We start from the raw sequence: 17,634 nt of genomic DNA, 5'->3' as shown, positions 1-17,634 counted from the left end.
ATTGACTATAAAGAAGTAGTACAAATACGCTCTTGAGTTCTCAAACCACCACCGCACCAGCAAGCCGCCCCAAACTCAAGGAGCGAGGCCGCCGTGCTGAGCAGCAAGAGATAAACTTACACGAGAACCCGCAATCGCGCAACCCGCAGGGCGCAATGAAGCACGGAACCGTTGGAAATCCAACGTTCCATCGGCGTGTCGAAAACGAGCCAAACGCGACCTGAAACCGTCGATGACACCATCATAGGACACTAAAACCACGGTCAGGTGAACGCGAAAACAACAACACACGGCGTGTCGGAATCGCAAAGCCAAATGCGGATGAAGCGAAGACGCGAACAATGCAGCCATCTGCGCTATGAACGCGATATGAGATCCATAGCCTGACAACCGCACCAATGCAATATCAGGAAATACAGCGCCAAGAAAAAGCAGCACACGGATCCGAACGAAGGCAATGAGATACAAAAGCCGGGAGGCTCCATGTTCCACGGAGACTCCCGGCTTGGTATTCAATTATTGGTTTTCAGTTATCAGCCAATCACTCGGCCTGAGCGGGCTCTGCAGCCGGCTCAATCGTGGCGACGGCCTTCTTGCGGCTCAGGTAGCGCTTGATGGTCAGGAACTCCAGACCGATCACGAGCACCGCAACCACGCCCCAAGCCACGTACATGGCGGTCTTCCAGATCGGGGTGGCGACCTTCGGCTCGCCATTCGCGTACTGCCAGCTGTTGGCGGCGGTGTACAGAATGTTGTGCGCGGCCTGACGCATCGCCTTCACGGAGGTGGCGGACTTATCGGTGATGTGGTTGGTGATCTTCGTGGTGGCGAGCATCGAGTCGTTGCCCGCACGCACTTCCTGATCGGCGTTCTGGTAGCCGTAGCCGCCGAAGTAATCGGTCAGGACGAAGCCCTTGAAGCCCCACTCGTCACGCAGCACGGTCTGCAGCAGGTTGCTGGAAGCGCCGGCGTAGGTGTAGCCGATGTAGTTGAAGGAGCTCATCACGGCCTGGGCGCCGCCTTCCTTCACGCTCATCTCGAACGGCTTCAGATAGGTTTCACGGATGGACTGCTCGTTGGCCCACGTGCACACCATGTTGGTGCGGTTGGTCTCCTGGTCGTTGAGTGCGAAGTGCTTCATGAAGGAGTACACGCCCTTGGACTTGGCGCCGGCGATTTCGTTGGAGGCCATCGCACCGGAGAGCAGGGAGTCCTCGGAGAAGTACTCGAAGGTACGACCGGAGAATGCCGAACGGTGGATGTTCATGGCCGGAGCGTACCAACCAGCCACGTGCATGTCGTGAGCCATGTCGCCGATCATCTCACCGAACTGCTTGGCGAGATCACGGTTCCAGGTGCAGGCGAACGCGGTGGAGGCCGGGAAGCCGATGGAGCCAACACCGGTGAAGTTGTTGTTCAGCGAGGCCGGGCCGTCGGCGTCGGTCAGCTGGATCTTGCCGACGGACTTCACAGCCGGAGTGCCGTAACCACCATTGGCGATCAGGTTGTCCATATCGTCGAAGGTGAGCTGGTCGAGCAGCTTGTCCCAATCGGCGTCGTCATAATCCTTGCCATACATCTGGTACAGCTTCAGGCCATTCTTGGCATCGGTGGTCGGCATCTCGTCCGAATCGTTGTCATACTTCTTCGGATCGTAGTTGCTGTTGTTGGTGAACTCGGCCTTGGCTTCGTCGCTCATCGAGAAGTTGGTCGGAGCGGCGGTGGCCTTGGCATAGTTCGCGAAGTGGCCCGCGCGAGACAGGTACGTCACGTCGCCGGCGGCGTAATCGAACTCGTTGGTGGCGGCCACGGCATCGCCGTTATGGGTGTTCGAGTCGGAATTGTAGGTGACGGTGTCCTTCACGGTGACCTTCTGATGGTCGATCACGTGGTGCGAATCGGACTGGATGGAGATGTCGTAATCGCCCTGCTCCAGCACGTACGCCTTAGCGTCCTTCTGGTCGTAGGAGGCCATGTCGTCATCGTCGAACTCGATCTTCACGATCTGGGAAGCGCCCGGCTCGAGCTTCTTGGTCTTTTCGAACGCAACCAGGTTCTTGGATGCCTTCTCGATGCCACCATCGGTGTACGGCGGGTTGTAGTAGACCTCGACCACGTCCTTGCCGGCCTTGTCGCCCGTGTTGGTGACGGTCACATCGAACGAGATCTTGCCGTTCTTGTAGGAGACCTTGCCCATCTCCTGCTTGAACGTCGTGTAGGACAGGCCGTAGCCGAACGGGAACATGACGGTGTCGTCGTAGTTGATCAGACCTTCGTCGGCGGCGGTCTCATAGAACTTGTAGCCAACGTAGATGCCTTCGACGTAGTTGACGAACGTCGGGGTCACCGTGACCTTGTCGCCACTGAAGCCCATGTAGGAAGCAGCGAGATCATCCGCATTGTCGTAAGTGAACTTGCCGTTCGTGCCGACGGACGAAGCGTTGCCGGCGGCGGTGCCATCGGTGTTGTTGAACACAGCGGTCTTGGTCAGGTCCTTCACGAACGTGTCGGAGGTCTTGCCGGACGGATTCACATCGCCGGCGAGCACCTCACCCAGTGCGGAGAAGCCGGTCTGGCCGGCCGGCGGGCACCACAGCACGGACTTGATCTGCGGATACTGGGACAGGAAGTCGAACTGGAACGCGTTGGCGCCGTTGTAGACGAGCGTCACCTTCTTGAAGTTCTTGGTGACCAGGTCGATCATGTCGCGCTCGGTCTGGGACAGCTGCAGGAAGTGCTCGCCATCCTTGAAATCTTCGTAGTCCTTGGAATTGTTGTTGTAGGTGATGCCCTTCGCCTTCATGTTCGTCGGCAGGTCAGCGCCTTCGCCGCCGACGCGGGTGATGGTGATGACGGCTTCGTCGGAGAAGTCCTTGGCGTCGGAGATCAGCTTGTCGGAATACTGCTTGGCCGGAACCTCAGGCAGGGTCCAATCCTGCGACCACATGGCCACGACCGGGCGGTCCTTGCGGTAGTCGGTGTACAGCTTGGTCAGCTCGGAATTGGTTTCGATGCCGGCCTGCTTCATGCCGTCAAGCATGGAAACGGTCTCGTACTGGTCGGACATGGAGCCGGAGCCGGTGCCGCCGTAAACCGGGTTGGTGGAGCCCCAACCGAACACGTTGACCTTCTTGTTGGACAGCGGCAGGTTGGAATCGTCGTTTTTCAGCATGGTGATGGCTTCCGACTGCACTTCCTTGGCCAGCTCGTTGGCTTTGGAAACGGTGGTGTCGGACAGCATGTACTTGGTGGTGGTCGCGTTGTTGAGCAGCGTGGAAAGCGGACCGGTCAGCATCATGGACACGGCCACGACGATGCCGACAAGCGCCACCAGCCAGGATTCGGAATGGACGATCTTACGAGTCGCCACTTCCTTGACCGTCTTCTTGTTGACGGCAAAAGTGATAATCAGCGCGAGCGCGAACAGCACGCCAATCGCAATAAGGTACGGCGTCAATGAGCCGATGACGTTCATAACGTCAGCCATGTTGATTTGCAGCATGGTCTGCCTCCTCCTTGATTCTCATAACCAAACGACACGTAGGCTCCGATGCCTTTATCGGAACCGCGAAACCATTCAACACTGCCCCGCATCTCATGGTTTCGGTGAAGTGGCTGCAGATGCGTGCGGCAAGTGAAGACACTTCTTCATGTCGATGATTCGATTTCATCAGACTTCAACGTGCGGCACATGGCGTTTTCCCCAGCCTGTCAATTCGCGTGCATAATCTGCACGCCAAGTACCATGGGTGGCATGAGCGACTTAAGCGCATTGAATCTGGAAGCAGGCAGCCTGGTTGGCGGCTACACGTTGATTTCCCGGCTTGGTTCGGGTGCCATGGGCTCGGTATGGCGTGTGCGGGACGATGGCGGCCATCAATATGCGATGAAGATTTTGCGCGATTCCCTCTCCGACGACGATTCCCCGCAGCAGCAGCGCGACGAGTTGACCGCACGCGAGCGCCTGCGCAGGGAGGCGATGGCGTTGCAGAAGGTGCGGCATCCGGGCGTGTGCGGCATTGTGGATATGGAACTTGACGACGCGTTGGCTTTTATTGTGACCGAGTTGATCGAAGGCAAGAATCTGCGTGAGGATGTGCGCGTCAATGGCCGATATGTGGGCGACGATTTGGAACGGCTGGCACGCAAGCTGATTGAGGCGGTGCGTGCCGTGCATGCGTCCGGCATCGTGCACCGCGATATCAAGCCGACGAATGTGATGGTGTCGAGCACCGGCCCGGTATTGGTGGATTTCGGCATCGCTATGGGCGAAGGCGAAAGCCATGTGACGCGTACCGGTCTGGTGATGGGCACGCCGGGGTTCATCGCGCCGGAAATCATTGATGGCGCGGAATCGGATGAAATGACCGATTGGTGGTCGGTGGCGAGCGTATTGGCGTTCGCCGCTACGGGTGAGCCGGTGTTCGGCACGAAGCCGATGATGACCGTGTTGGAACGTGCGGCGGCAGGCAGCGCCAATCTTGCGGGACTTCCTGCGGGCACGATGGCCGCGTTCCGTTCGGCGCTTAATCCGGATCGGACGAAGCGGTGCACGCCGGACGATTTGCTGCAGGCGATCGCCGTGGATGCGTTGAATCCGCAGGCGTGGGTTGCGGCCGACAATGGTGGCGCAGCGGATGGCGATACGGAGGCGATGCCCCCTTTTGTTGAATCGCCCGACAATCCGCGCACGTTGTGGCGATTGCAGGACGATATAACCGGCGAAAACGCCATCGGCACGCGCACGATGCCAAGGCTCAGCGAAGCAACGCAGGCGATCGGGCAGCCCGATGTGAGCGCAACTCAAGTAATCGGGAAACAAGTGACCAGCCAATCCGACGCGAGCGCAACGCAGGTGATCGCACCTGTTGACGATGCCGAGACCAGCGTGCTTTCCGACGCACTTCCCAACGTGGACAGCACGCGCACGATGCCGCAATCGCAAGGCACGCGGGCGATGCCGACAGGCACGCAGGTAATGCCGCAATCCATGCCGTCAACACAAATGCTGCCGGCCCAGAACGCATGGAATCCAGCGGAAGCGCCGACGCAAGTCGACCCGACCATCAAACCCGCGTTGCAACGCATCGCCATGCGGCAGCCACCGTCCGTCATACCGCAGGCCACGGTGGCCGCGGCGCAGCAATCGCCCGCAATGTCATTCCCGCCGGTACCCGGTATGGATGGGCCGAACGTTGCGGAAGCACCCAATCCCGCCGATGTGAAGCGTGGCGCGATGTTGGGCCGGGGCATGCTCCCCTGCGCGCTGATGGCGATTCCCGTGGCCGTCTGTGGACTGTTCTCACTGTGGACGGCGATGGCAGCCGCGTTGCTGTTCGCCTGTGCGCTGGCCACCATCGGATTCAACACGGAGGCGCAGCTCGAGCGCGAAGGCAAACGTGGCGGCGAGAAGAAAAGTTCCGACTGGCTGCTGCGATTGGCGGGACTGCCCTGGCACATCGTGAAGGGCTTCGGCGTCGCCATCGTGCGGACGCTGATCATGTTGGCCGTGGCCGCGCTGGGTTTGTCGCTCACCACGGTCGTGCTGCAGCTTCCGTATGCCGTGATGGATACGTGGATATTTGGATTGACGATTCCGATGCCGACGCTGCTTGGCGGTCCGCTTTCCGAAAGCGGGCTGGCGCAGGCTGCGTTCTGCGCGATCGGCTGGCTTGTGGCCGTGGCCGCTCCGGGCGCGATCGTACTGCGATTGGGCGGCGGCGCACTGCGTAAACAGCCGTATCTGCGCCACTTGAGCGAGCTGCCGACGCAATCGCAAGGCAATACGGAATTCCCGGCGAATCGATAGCAAGGCATCGCTAGTATGGTGCCCAGCATAACAACGTAAGGTCGAAAGGAATATCGATGGCCCAGAACAGCAAGGATGCGCAGAAGCGTACCAGCCGCGCCGAGCGTAGGGCCGCTGAGGCCGCGGCGATGAAGGCGCGCGCCGAGCAGATGGAGAAGGAACGCAAGCAGCAGACGATCATCGGCGGCATCGTGGTGGCGGTGCTGGTGATTCTGGTGGCGATCGGCGCGTTCACCGTGTACCACAACATGCATAAGAAGGCCGAAACGAGGGCTTCCACCGAAACCGTGCAGGAAGCGTACACGGCGTTGCAGAAAGTGAAGAACACTCCGAAGCTCGTCGATAAGAAGGGCGGCCTGCTGATTTCCAAGAACGGCTACGGCAAGGCTGTGGAGGGCGCGCCGACCGTCGAGCTCTACATGGATTTCCTGTGCCCGGGCTGCGGCAACCTGCACCGCCAGTTGGACGCCGACCTGCAGAAGATGGTCGATGCCGGCCAGATCAATCTGGACCTGCATTTCATGGCGTTCATGGACCGTTGGTCCACCGACGAGTATTCCAGTCGCGCGGCGAACGCGGCCATCTACCTGGCCGAGCATGACAGCGACCCGAACCATCTGATCTCCTTCCTAGAGAAGGTCTACGCCGAGGATTTCCAGCCGGAGGAAGGCTCCGCATACAAGTCGGTGAGCGACGCCAAGATCAAGGAGCAGATGATCGCCGCGGGTGTTTCCAAGGATGTTGCGGACAAGGCGTTTGGCCGCGATTATCAGGAATGGCTTGATGCGATCGACACTTACACGCCGAAGCGTTCCGAACTGTGGCATCAGTCCGGCAGCTACAAGGGCAGCATGACCACGCCGACCGTGATCATCAACGGCAAGTATTGGGATATGGACCAGCTGACCACCGCCCAGACGACGGTTAAGGACGGTCTGTTGGAATCGATCGGCCTGAAGGACAGCGAAGTCGGCGTTGCCGGCAAGATGCCGTCCATCGGAGCCAAGAAGGGGCCGATTCCCGTCACCACGGGCGAATAACCCCTTACGGGCAGCCGGCGCGTCTCAACCCGCAATGCTAAGTTGACTGCGGTGGAAGCGCTGGTTATGCTATTCATCGTTCCTCTGTTGTTTTCATAGCAAAAGAGGACATGCCTCCTTAGCTCAGATGGCCAGAGCGGCCGCCTTGTAAGCGGCAGGTCGTCGGTTCGATCCCGACAGGAGGCTCGAACCCGTATGACGGGCTTGGACCTCTTACCATGGGTAAGTGCTCCAGAAGTCTTCCCCCAACTTGAGACTTCTGGCAAAGCGGACGAGGCGTCCCCCAACCTGTCTCGTCCGACCGGGGGCAGGACATCCCCTTCTCTCCTGCCCCCTTTTTATTTTTCGCTTTTCGCACCTGCTTTCAAAAATGTGGCGGTATGGATAAAACCATCGGAAAGCACGGCGACCGTTCCAGCTGAGCCGTTACAATAACGGCGTTGTAGGCAGCGCTGAAAAGAGGATAAATGACGAGAAGGTGGACCCCTCGGAGATTCGTGACGCTTCGTCGTGTCCGCGTCATGGCATGCGTGGCCTCATTGACTTTGACTTCGGCGTTGGCGTTTGGTGTGGGCGCGCGCAAATCCGTGGCGTTGACCGTCAATGGGGAGACCACCACGGTGACCACATATGCGATGAGCGTGGACCGTCTGCTGCAGGAGCAGGGCGTGAAAGTCAAAACGCACGACCTGGTGGAATCGACCAGCCCGACCAGCATGCTGAAGAACCATGATGTGGTGAACGTGCAGAGCGCGTACCAGACCACCATCACCATCGACGGCCAGGAAGTGCCGTTCTGGACGGTCGCGTCCAGCGCCGAGCAGTTGCTGGACTTCTTCAACCAAAACGAAACCGAAGCGGCGAAAATCACCGTCAATATCAGCAACGTCTACAACAAGCTCACCGGCGGTCTCATCATCAACCAGAAGGGGCCCGTCACCGTCATCTCGGACGGGAAAAGCTCGGTGGCGCCGAACGGCAAGCTGCCCGCTGCCTCCATTCTTGACGCCAAAGGCATCACGTTGGGCAAGGAGGATCGCGTCAGTGTCGAAAAGGACGGCAAGACGACCATTCTGCGCGTCCGCCGCGTGACGCATGGTGAGGAGACCCGCACGAAGGAAGTGCCGTTCGGCACGCAGACCATCATCGACCCGAACCTGCAGCCGGGCGAAGTCACGGTACGGCAGGAAGGCGAAAACGGCGAAATCCAGCAGACGTACGCCGTCACCTACGTGGATGGCGTGAAGGAAAGCGAGACGCTGACCGGAGAGAAGACCACGAAAATCGCCATCGACAAAGTCATTGCGGTCGGACCGGAAAAAACTACGGACGATACCGACAAGTCCGACAAATCCGACAACAGCGGCAACGGCAACAGCAACGGCGATAACGGCGATTCCGGCAAGACGGACGACGGCAAGAACGACTCGGGTAAGAACGACTCGAATAAAAACGACAATAAGTCCGATTCGAACAAGTCCGATTCCGACAAAACCGATTCGAACAAGTCGGATTCCTCGGATAAGAACAATTCGAACAACAACTCGAATAACAATTCCAACAACACCAAGAAGGACGATCCGGCACCGACCCCCACACCAACCCCTGCACCGCAGCCGACTCCCGCACCCCAGCCCAAACCGCAGCCCACGCCGCAGCCGAGCAATCCTTCCGCAGGCTGCCGCTTGTACCATCCTTCCGCGGCACAGGCACAGGCCTACGCTTCCGGCGCGGCGGCGCAGCGCGGCTGGACCGGCCAGAACTGGACGGATCTGGTCAAACTCTGGAATCGCGAATCCGGATGGAGCTGGAGCGCGGAAAACGTGTATTCGGGCGCATACGGTATTCCACAAGCGTTGCCGGGCAGCAAAATGGCCACGTTCGGCGCGAATTGGAAGGACGATGCCGCCGTGCAGATCGACTGGGGTCTGAGCTACATCGCACAGCGGTACGGCAGCCCGTCCGCGGCGTGGCAGCACTCCGAACAGACCGGATGGTACTGATCCGGCTAATCGCCAACGATTTTCGTACCGGCATGAACGGATAATGAGGGAATGACAGAAGAGGGAATGACGGAAAACGTGAACGAGCATACGCAGGGCCATTTGCTGGGGGCGGCCGACATCCGACGCATCGCCGCCGACGCGGGTATCAGCCCGACGAAGAAATTCGGGCAGAATTTCGTGATTGATCCGGGAACCGTGCGTCGCATCGTGCGCGAGGCCGGCGTGACCGCCGACGACCATGTGCTGGAAGTCGGTCCCGGACTGGGTTCGCTGACGCTGGCGATTCTGGAAACCGGCGCCACGATGACGGCTGTGGAAATCGACCCGCCGGTCGCCGAACGCCTGCCGAAAACCATCGCCGAATTCATGCCGGACGCCGTGGACCGCTTCCGTGTGGTCAACCGCGACGCACTTACCGTCAATCCGGAGAATCTGCCCGATTTCAAGGATGACGATTCCTTCACGCTGGTGGCCAATCTGCCGTACAACGTGGCCACGCCGATTCTGCTCACCCTGTTGGAACGTTTCGACAATCTGGGCACCTTCCTGGTGATGGTGCAGAAGGAAGTGGCGGACCGTTTAAGCGAGAAGCCCGGTTCGAAGATCTACGGCACGCCGAGCGTGAAGCTCGCATGGTACGGCACCGCGGAACGCGTGGGCGTCATCGGCCGCAACGTGTTCTGGCCGGCCCCGAACGTCGATTCCGCGCTGGTGCTGTTCAAGCGCTACCCGGGCGGTCACACCCCCGCCGCGGACAATGCGGACGATTCCGTGGTGGATCGCGAAACCGTGTTCCGTTTGATCGACGCGGCTTTCGGGCAGCGCCGCAAGACCCTGCACGCCGCATTGAAGAAAATCGTGCCGTCCGAAGCGTTCGAGAAGGCCGGCATCGACCCGACCCGTCGTGGCGAGACGCTCACCATCGACGAATTCGTGGCGTTGGCACGCGCATTGGATGAGGTGTTCGCGTCATGAGCACCATTGATTCGCCCGCCATCGGAACGGCCACCATCAACGCCGTGAGCGTGGACTGCCCGGCGAAAACGAATCTGACCCTGCATGTGGGCCCGTCGCATGCCGAATGGGGCGGCCGTCATGAACTCGACACCATCTATTGCGCGGTCGGCGTATACGACACCGTCACCGCCACGCGCAAAGCGCCGGGAAGCGGCTTCTCGCTGAATCTCGAGGGCGCGTATCTGGGCGACCTGGCCTCTTCCGGCAGCGATATGCGCCGCAACCACGCCGTGCTGGCATTGTTCGCCATGGCCGAAGCGAGCGGCCATGAGCCGGACGTGGCGTTGAACATCGACAAGCGCATCCCCGTCGGCGCGGGCATGGCCGGCGGTTCCGCCGATGCGGCGGCGACGATTCTGGCATTGAACACGTTGTGGGATCTCGATTGGCCGATCGAACGCCTGCAGGAAGTCGCGGCCACGCTGGGCGCGGACATGCCGTTCTGTCTGACCGGCGGTTACGCGCGCGGCACCGGTTTCGGCGAACGCATCGAACAGCTTGATGACGATGGCGATATCGTACGCGATCTTACGGAACGTGGGTTTACCGGCCATCTGCTGGTCGGCGCATACCGTGCGGAACTGCGCACGCCGGAAGTGTATGCCACATTCGATCAGATCGGTGCCGGCGATGGCGATGAGAACCACCTGCAGAAGGCGGCGGTCTCCCTGCATCCGCGTAGCGGACAGGCGATCGAGGAAGCCTTGCGTGCGGGAGCCAGCCAGGCGTTCGTCTCCGGTTCCGGCCCGTCCGTCATCGCGTTCGTGCCGACGGAGGATGCGGCGGACGCCGTACAGCGGGCATGGCAGGACAGCCGTTGCGTCGATCGCATCATCGCCACGAACGCCCCAGCCCGACCGATTGTGCATATCACCGCATGACACATATCACCGCATGACAGTAAAGTTGATGGCAATTGGTTTGTTCAAAAGGAATTCGTAAATGACCCAGGCTAACGACGAGCGCGCCGCGCGCAAAGAGTACATTCGCCGCCGTCAGAAGACGGTGTTCAGCATCGTCGGAGCCGTCATGGTGGTCGCCATGGTGGTGTCCCTGCTGTTCTTTTTCCATGTCGGAGGCCTGGGCAACGTCAAGTCGGCCGCCGTACAGCCGAACTACGGCCAGCAGGCACCGTGCCCCATCAAGGAAGCCGACGGCAACAAGGCCAAGTATGTGGAGAATCGCAACATCACGCTGCGTGTGCTCAACGGCACGAAGTTCTCCGGCTTCGCCAAGGCGGTGAGCGACGCGTTGCAGAACCGCGAGTTCAACCCCCAGACGCCGGACAACTACACCAAGAAGGTGGATCGCACGATGATCGTCTTCGGCAAGAACGGCGTGAATCAGGCGTACACCGTGGCAAGCAATTTCACCGATGCCATGCTGGTTATGGACGACCGTCAGGACCAGCTGATCGACGTCATCGTGGGCGCCACATTCGACAATCTGCAGGATACGAAGAAGGTTCCCGCCGCAGGCAAGGCGATCACCGGCATCCAGGGCTGCGTCGCGGTGGACAAGATGACCGACCTGCCCAAGGCGCCCGAACATGATGCGGTGAATCCGCAAAGCTGACCGCCAATCGAAATCGATATAGGCAATATGAAAAACCCGCGCTCCCCCAATCGGGAACGCGGGTTTTCGTATTCGAGCTGTTCCAAGCACACTGTTCCATGCATGCGGCGAAACCACCGCATGTCAATCGCTATTCGCCCTGCTCCTTGTACCAGCGTTCCAGCTCGGCAACGGCCACGTCACGCTCCACCGGACCGTTATCGAGGCGGTATTCCAGCATGTGCTTGTACGCCTTGCCGACCATCGGGCCTGGTTCGATGCTTAGCAGCTGCATGATCTCGTCGCCGTTGAGGTCAGGACGGATCGCGTCGAAGTCTTCCTTTTCTTTCAGGTCGCGCACACGCTGTTCCATCTCGTCCATGGCCGCCGAGAACATCATGGCCTTGCGCTTGTTCTGTGTGGTCGTGTCGGCGCGCGTAAGGCGGTTCAGACGCTCGTACAGCGGGCCAGCGTCCTTGACGTAGCGGCGGACCGCGGAATCCGTCCACGGCTCCTCCACGTAGCCGTGGAAGCGCAGATGCAGGTTGACCAGCTCGCTGACGTCCTCGACCATGTGGTGGTCGAAATGCAGTGCCTTCAAACGCTTGCGCGTCATCTTCGCGCCGACGGCGTCATGACGGTGGAAGCTCACCTTGCCGCCCGCTTCGAAACGACGGGTCTTCGGCTTGCCGATGTCGTGCAGCAGAGCCGCCAGACGCAGCGTCAGGTCCGGGGCCGGCACCGGACCGTCGGAACCGGTTTCGAGGGCGACGGCGCGTTCGATGACGATCATGGTGTGTTCGAACACGTCCTTATGGCGATGGTGCTCGTCGATTTCCAGCTGCAGCGCGGGAATTTCCGGCAGCACGATGTCGGCAAGACCGGAATCGACCAACGCTTCGATGCCGGCGCGCGGGCGATCGGACAGCAGCAGCTTGACCAGTTCGTCGCGCACACGTTCGGCGGAGACGATTTCGATGCGATCGACCATGTCGGACAGCGCTTCGGCGGTTTCCGGCTCGATGCGGAAGCCGAGCTGCGCCACGAAACGCACGGCGCGCATCATGCGCAACGGATCGTCGTCGAACGACTGCCGCGGATCGACGGGGGTACGCAGCACGCCTTTGGCCAAATCGTTCGCACCGCCGAACGGATCGACGAATTCGAGTTCCGGAACACGCAACGCCATCGCGTTGACGGTGAAATCGCGGCGGGAAAGATCGCCTTCCAGCGTGTCGCCGTAATTGACTTCCGGCTTGCGCGAGTCGGGGTCGTACGTGTCGGAACGGTAGGTGGTCACCTCCACTTTCACCTCGGTGCCGTCCTCACGCCTGCGCATCGCGCCGAGCGTGCCGAATTTGCGGCCCATATCCCAGAAGCCATCATGCCCAAAACGGCGCAGAATATGCTCAAACTGCTCGGGACGCGCCGATGTGCAGAAATCCAAATCATGCGATTTGCGATGCAGCAGCAGGTCGCGGACAGGACCCCCGACCAGTGCCAGTTCGTAGCCTTCCGCAGCAAACATACGTCCTAATTCAATGGCCTCTGGCCACACTTCGAAGTTCACGCCATACCTTTCAGCACCACAAGTTTTCCGTTTACCAGCATACCGTTACCCCACCTGCACACAGAATTGAGTATGGTTGGAATCATGATTACGCCCGCAGACCTTGCACGCATGCTTGCCCATGCTGCGGACGACCATGCCCAAAATCCGCTGGAACCGGACGAACTGCTGTACACATCGCAGTCGGTTTCGCTGCAGCAGCTGCAACAACTACAGCAATTGCAGCAGCGCACGATCATCACGCCGAGCGCGCCTACGCCGGCGATGATGCCGCGCCGGCGCACCGCGGATGGTCCGACCACGTTCGCATCGCTTGACGCGCAGGAGCTGCCGGTGGTGCGCGAGTATTCGGCGGGCGGGCTGGTGTTCGACGACAAGGGTCGCGTGGCGATCATCGCACGTCATTCACGCAGCGGGCATTTGGAATGGTGCCTGCCGAAGGGACATATCGAAAAAGGCGAAACGCCGCAGCAGACGGCCGTGCGCGAAGTGCATGAGGAAACCGGCATTCTGGGCGAGGTGGTCGATTCCATCGCCACCATCGACTATTGGTTCACCGGTACCAGCCAACGCGTGCACAAGCTGGTGCACCACTTCGCGTTGCGGCAGATCGGCGGCGAGCTGACCGTCGAAGGCGATCCCGACCATGAGGCCGAAGACGCCATTTGGGTGGATTTTGCTGATTTGGACGATGTGCTGAGCTATCCGAACGAACGGAAGATAGCATGGTTGTACGCAAGGAAACTCAACAGACAGGCGTAATAGTGAATCAATCCGCACAACGGCACGTTTCGCGTGGCCTTCGCGCGTTATCATCCATCCTCGCCATGGTATTGACCATGGCGTTGATGTTGTTATACGCACCCACGCCATCGGCAAGGGCCATGGAATCGACCACATCGGCGGAGTCGACGGACGGTATGTTGTCCATCAACTCTTCCACGGCCGTATTGACGGACACCTCCGGATACCATCTGAACGCCACGGTGACCAACACGACCGGACAGGAGATTCCCGCGGGAACGCTGACGCTGGCCATGAACGCCTTCTACACGTTCGTTTCGCGCAACGACATCCAGGATTGGTCTGAAGGCAACGGGCGAATCCCCACCCCGCAATCCGTGGGACAGGCCGATGTGCCCGCGTTGCAGCCGGGAGCCAGCGCCAACGTGAGCATCGACGCGGACGCCCATCAGGAATCGCTCGCGGCCATCAACTCTTGGGGGCCGAAGCCGGTGCTGCTGAGCTATTCCGCCAACGGAACCCCCCTTGCTCAATCGCATACGTTCGTGACGCGCACCGGCGCGGGACTCCACACGCCCAGCACGCCGGCGCTGCACATCACCGTCGCCCAGCCGCTGGCCGCCAACGGGTGGACCACCGACAGCAAGCTGCTTGGACAGCTGGTCGATGAAGGGGGTATTTCCTCCTCGAAACTGGCGAAAATCGCCATGCCCAGCAAGGATGACGACGCACGGCTCAAATCGTTGCAGCAGACCTTCGCCAAGCACGACATGCTGCAGGTCGTAGGAGATCCGACCTACCTGCAGGCGATGGCGATGCCAACGCGGGTCGACGGCATCACCCAGCCCGCATTGTTCGACATAACCGCCTACAGCGCCATGAACAACGCTCCGGCCTACAGCGCAGCCGGTATCAACGACCGTCAATGGTCCGCAGCCAAAGCCCGGAAAACCTATCAATCGGCATTGGGTGACAGCAACGCGGACATCACCGCATACGCGTGGCAGGGCAACGGCAATTGGACCCTACAAGCGTTGACGAAGGCCCGCCAGCAGGGGTACGGCACCGTCATCGCCACGCATGACTTCGAAGAGGACGATGCGGCTACCGTACGTACCGGCAAGACGGTGGTCTCCACCGACGCCGGGGACGTCACCGTGCTTTCCGCGCAGAATGTGCTTTCCGGCCTGGCCCAAGGCAAGGCGACCAGTGACGATGCCAACGCCGACAGCGAGGGAACCACGGCCGGCAGATTGGCGCGATTCGTCGCGCAAAGCGCGTTCTACCAGATGGAACAGCCTTATGCGGAACGCAACCTGCTGGTCTGTCTGAACGAGGATTCCGACCCCAGTGTTGTAGACGCGCTGATGAGCGACATCGAGCAGTCGCCGTGGCTGAACCTCACTGACCTTGCCACGTTGAAGGATGCCGACATCTCCGAAGATGCGGCCAGCATGTCAACCGATCTTCCCCAAACGGACGGCCTTACCGATAGCATGCGCAGCGACGTCCAGCAGACTCTGAGCGCGCTGGCGAACTCATCGAGCAACATCAAACGTTTCAATACGTCGATCCTCGTCAAGCCGAACGGAAAAGACGAATCCGACGTCAACATCTGGAGCAGGCAGCTGACGAACGCCCACACCATCATGGCCCTGCACGCGTTGGGCGGCGAAAGCCCTTCCAGAAGCACGATGGCGGAAGGCGCGAACCAGCTCGCGGCCCTGCTGATCAACGGTGTGGCGATCACGCCGACGGAAAGCGTGAACGTGGTCAGCGAAACCGCGAAAATGCCGGTGACCATCAGCAACAGCCACCCGTACCCGGTAAAGGTGAAGGTCTCGTCGCTGACCGATTCCATGCAGATCGTCACGTCCCGATTCGACACCGTGCAGGTGCCGCCCCACGGCGAGGCACAGGTGGCGTTCACCATCCGTGTGTCCACGTCCGGCACCGCCAACGCCACCATCAGCCTGTTCGACAGGAATGGTGCAGCGTTTGGAGCCACGCAGGTCACCCACATCACCAGCGCGCTGCAGATCAGCGACAAGAGCGGTTTCGTCATCATCGGCTTCGCCGTGCTCTTGGGCGCTGTGGGACTGTGGCGTCAATTCAACCGTAAGAAGGATCCCGACGAATGAGTTCTTCCGTTGGCCGTAACTCACTGATCATGGCCTCCGGTACCGCCGCTTCGCGCGTGACCGGCCAAATCCGCACCATCCTGCTTGCCTGGGCCTTGGGCACCACCGGCTATGCCGCCAACGCCTACCAGGCCGGTTCGATGATTCCGCAGGTCATCTACACGCTGGTTTCCGGCGGCATCTTCAACGCGGTGCTTGTGCCGCAGATCGTGCGCACGCTGAAATCGAAGGACGCCGAAACCAAGCTCAACAAGCTCATCACCCTTGCCATCACCTTGTTATTGGGTGTGACGCTGCTCATGGCCGTTGCCACGCCGTTGTTGACCAAACTGTATGTCAACGGCAGCGCCGAAACCATGGCTCTCGCCACCTCCTTCACCTTGTGGTGCATGCCCCAGATCTTCTTCTACGGCCTGTATACGGTGATCGGGCAGATTCTCGCGGCGAAGGACCATTTCGTCACGTATGCGTGGAGCTCGGTCGGCGCGAACATCATCAGCTGCATCGGTTTCGGCGCGTTCATCGCGATGTTCGGCAGGGCCACGGAACGTCCGCTGGACTTCTGGACGCCGACGAAAATCGCGCTGACCGCCGGCACTTGGACGCTTGGCGTGGCGTTCCAGGCGCTGGTGCTGTTCATTCCTTTGACGAGAATCGGCCTGAAATACCGTCCGAAATTCGGCGTTCACGACATCGGACTACGTTCGATGGGACCGGTCGCCGCGTGGAGCCTCGGCATCGTCGGCGTCGATCAGATCGTCAACATCATCGTCACCCGCGTGGCCACCAGCGCGCCGTTCAGGGCTTCGGAACAGCTGCATATGAGCCAGTTGGACGTGGCCGGCAACGCCTCGTATCAGAATGCGTACACCATCTACATGCTGCCGTATTCGCTGATCGCCGTGTCCATCGCCACTGCGATCTTCCCGAAAATATCGAAAGCCATCGCGGACCGCAATATCGACGAGGCGCGCAAGGATCTGAGCTCGGCCCTGCGTAATCTCAATCTCATCATGTGCTTCTTCGCAGCGGCGTTCATCGTGCTTCCGTTGCCGATCATCCTCGCACTGCTGCCGTCCATCAGCGTGCGTGAGGCGCTGCTCATCAGCGCGCCGCTCGCCGCTTTGGGCATCGGCCTGCCACTTTCCAGCTCGTATTTGGTCATCCAACGCACGTTCTACGCGTTCGAAGACGGCAAGCATCCGTTTATTTTCATGGCGATCACCATGGCCATCCAGGGTGGCGTCATCATCGCGTCGACGTTCATTCTGCCGCCCACGCAGTGGATCACCGTCATCGGATTGGCGATTTCGGTGAGCTTCATCCTGCCGTATCCGCTGCTTACGCACATGCTCCGTTCCCGTTTCGACGGCGATGTGGACGACAAGCGCATCATCACCGCCTATGCGAAGGCGCTGGTGGCCACGATAGCCGCCTGCGTGATTGGCCTGCTGTGCCGCAACGGCGTCTACCGGCTGGTCGGAGCGCATATCGGCCCCGACGACGGCACTATGAACTGGGGTCAGGCGGTTCTGTCCGCGATACTGCTCACCATCGTCATCGCCATCGTCTATCTGGCGTGCCTGTGGGCGCTGCGTGCCGAGGAGCTCACTTCGGTCGTGGGCATGCTCGCCGCCCGCATACCAGGGCTTGGCAACAAGCCTAAGTCTGGCGGAACGGCCAGCCCCAACGGTAAACTTGAGCAAAGTACCGCCGAAAACGGCGACCAAGAATAACAGCGTAGGTAGAACAA

At 60.2% G+C, this 17,634-nt stretch carries 12 protein-coding genes and 1 tRNA gene; 10 read left to right on the top strand and 3 right to left on the bottom strand.

The window, feature by feature from the left end; genetic code table 11:
* Nucleotides 1-75: 75 nt before the first annotated feature.
* Nucleotides 76-492 (bottom strand): hypothetical protein, encoded by a 417-nt coding sequence (locus Q5H31_RS03140; protein ID WP_270317157.1) that lies wholly within the window; start codon nucleotides 490-492, stop codon nucleotides 76-78.
* 49 nt (nucleotides 493-541) lie between these two features.
* A complete protein-coding gene (locus tag Q5H31_RS03135) occupies nucleotides 542-3,502 on the bottom strand; it encodes a glycoside hydrolase family 3 protein (RefSeq protein WP_302457484.1) in 2,961 nt (986 codons plus the stop codon).
* Between the two features lie 243 nt (nucleotides 3,503-3,745).
* Here Q5H31_RS03135 and Q5H31_RS03130 point away from each other — a divergent pair, with 243 nt between their 5' ends.
* The 7 genes from Q5H31_RS03130 to Q5H31_RS03100 all read left to right on the top strand — a co-directional run bounded on the left by Q5H31_RS03130 (nucleotide 3,746) and on the right by Q5H31_RS03100 (nucleotide 11,447).
* On the top strand, nucleotides 3,746-5,809 hold the full coding sequence (locus Q5H31_RS03130; RefSeq protein ID WP_302457483.1) for a serine/threonine-protein kinase: 2,064 nt from the start codon (nucleotides 3,746-3,748) through the stop codon (nucleotides 5,807-5,809).
* A gap of 56 nt (nucleotides 5,810-5,865) precedes the next feature.
* Nucleotides 5,866-6,849 (top strand): thioredoxin domain-containing protein, encoded by a 984-nt coding sequence (locus Q5H31_RS03125; protein ID WP_302457482.1) that lies wholly within the window; start codon nucleotides 5,866-5,868, stop codon nucleotides 6,847-6,849.
* A gap of 112 nt (nucleotides 6,850-6,961) precedes the next feature.
* Nucleotides 6,962-7,035 (top strand) — tRNA-Thr (locus Q5H31_RS03120).
* Nucleotides 7,036-7,316: 281 nt separating this feature from the next.
* Nucleotides 7,317-8,852 carry a G5 domain-containing protein gene (locus Q5H31_RS03115; protein ID WP_302457481.1) on the top strand — a complete coding sequence of 512 codons (1,536 nt, stop codon included), beginning with the start codon at nucleotides 7,317-7,319 and terminating at the stop codon, nucleotides 8,850-8,852.
* 66 nt (nucleotides 8,853-8,918) lie between these two features.
* Complete coding sequence (gene rsmA / locus Q5H31_RS03110; RefSeq protein WP_270555842.1) at nucleotides 8,919-9,830, top strand: 16S rRNA (adenine(1518)-N(6)/adenine(1519)-N(6))-dimethyltransferase RsmA; 912 nt, start codon at nucleotides 8,919-8,921, stop codon at nucleotides 9,828-9,830.
* The gene (locus Q5H31_RS03105; RefSeq protein ID WP_021912893.1) at nucleotides 9,827-10,753 is read left to right on the top strand and encodes a 4-(cytidine 5'-diphospho)-2-C-methyl-D-erythritol kinase; all 927 of its coding nucleotides are present in this window, start codon (nucleotides 9,827-9,829) and stop codon (nucleotides 10,751-10,753) included. The genes rsmA and Q5H31_RS03105 overlap by 4 nt, the downstream gene beginning before the upstream one ends.
* A 61-nt stretch (nucleotides 10,754-10,814) precedes the next feature.
* Nucleotides 10,815-11,447, top strand: coding sequence for a LytR C-terminal domain-containing protein (locus tag Q5H31_RS03100; protein WP_038445289.1), 633 nt, complete (start codon nucleotides 10,815-10,817; stop codon nucleotides 11,445-11,447).
* Between the two features lie 130 nt (nucleotides 11,448-11,577).
* On the opposite strand, the gene Q5H31_RS03095 is transcribed toward Q5H31_RS03100, so the two are convergent.
* On the bottom strand, nucleotides 11,578-12,996 hold the full coding sequence (locus tag Q5H31_RS03095; protein WP_011743909.1) for a CCA tRNA nucleotidyltransferase: 1,419 nt from the start codon (nucleotides 12,994-12,996) through the stop codon (nucleotides 11,578-11,580).
* 84 nt (nucleotides 12,997-13,080) lie between these two features.
* Between Q5H31_RS03095 and Q5H31_RS03090 the strand changes: the two genes are divergently transcribed.
* The 3 genes from Q5H31_RS03090 to murJ are packed head-to-tail and all read left to right on the top strand — an operon-like array spanning nucleotide 13,081 to nucleotide 17,617.
* The gene (locus tag Q5H31_RS03090) at nucleotides 13,081-13,758 is read left to right on the top strand and encodes an NUDIX hydrolase (RefSeq protein WP_021912890.1); all 678 of its coding nucleotides are present in this window, start codon (nucleotides 13,081-13,083) and stop codon (nucleotides 13,756-13,758) included.
* A complete protein-coding gene (locus Q5H31_RS03085) occupies nucleotides 13,722-15,881 on the top strand; it encodes a DUF6049 family protein (protein WP_302457480.1) in 2,160 nt (719 codons plus the stop codon). The genes Q5H31_RS03090 and Q5H31_RS03085 overlap by 37 nt, the downstream gene beginning before the upstream one ends.
* The gene (gene murJ, locus Q5H31_RS03080) at nucleotides 15,878-17,617 is read left to right on the top strand and encodes a murein biosynthesis integral membrane protein MurJ (protein ID WP_302457479.1); all 1,740 of its coding nucleotides are present in this window, start codon (nucleotides 15,878-15,880) and stop codon (nucleotides 17,615-17,617) included. The genes Q5H31_RS03085 and murJ overlap by 4 nt, the downstream gene beginning before the upstream one ends.
* The last annotated feature ends 17 nt before the right edge of the window (nucleotides 17,618-17,634 follow it).

It is taken from the genome of uncultured Bifidobacterium sp. (assembly GCF_959020155.1).
Taxonomy (GTDB): Bacteria; Actinomycetota; Actinomycetes; order Actinomycetales; family Bifidobacteriaceae; genus Bifidobacterium.
Note: the sequence above shows the minus strand (reverse complement) of the source record. Positions and strands in the feature narration are given on the sequence as shown.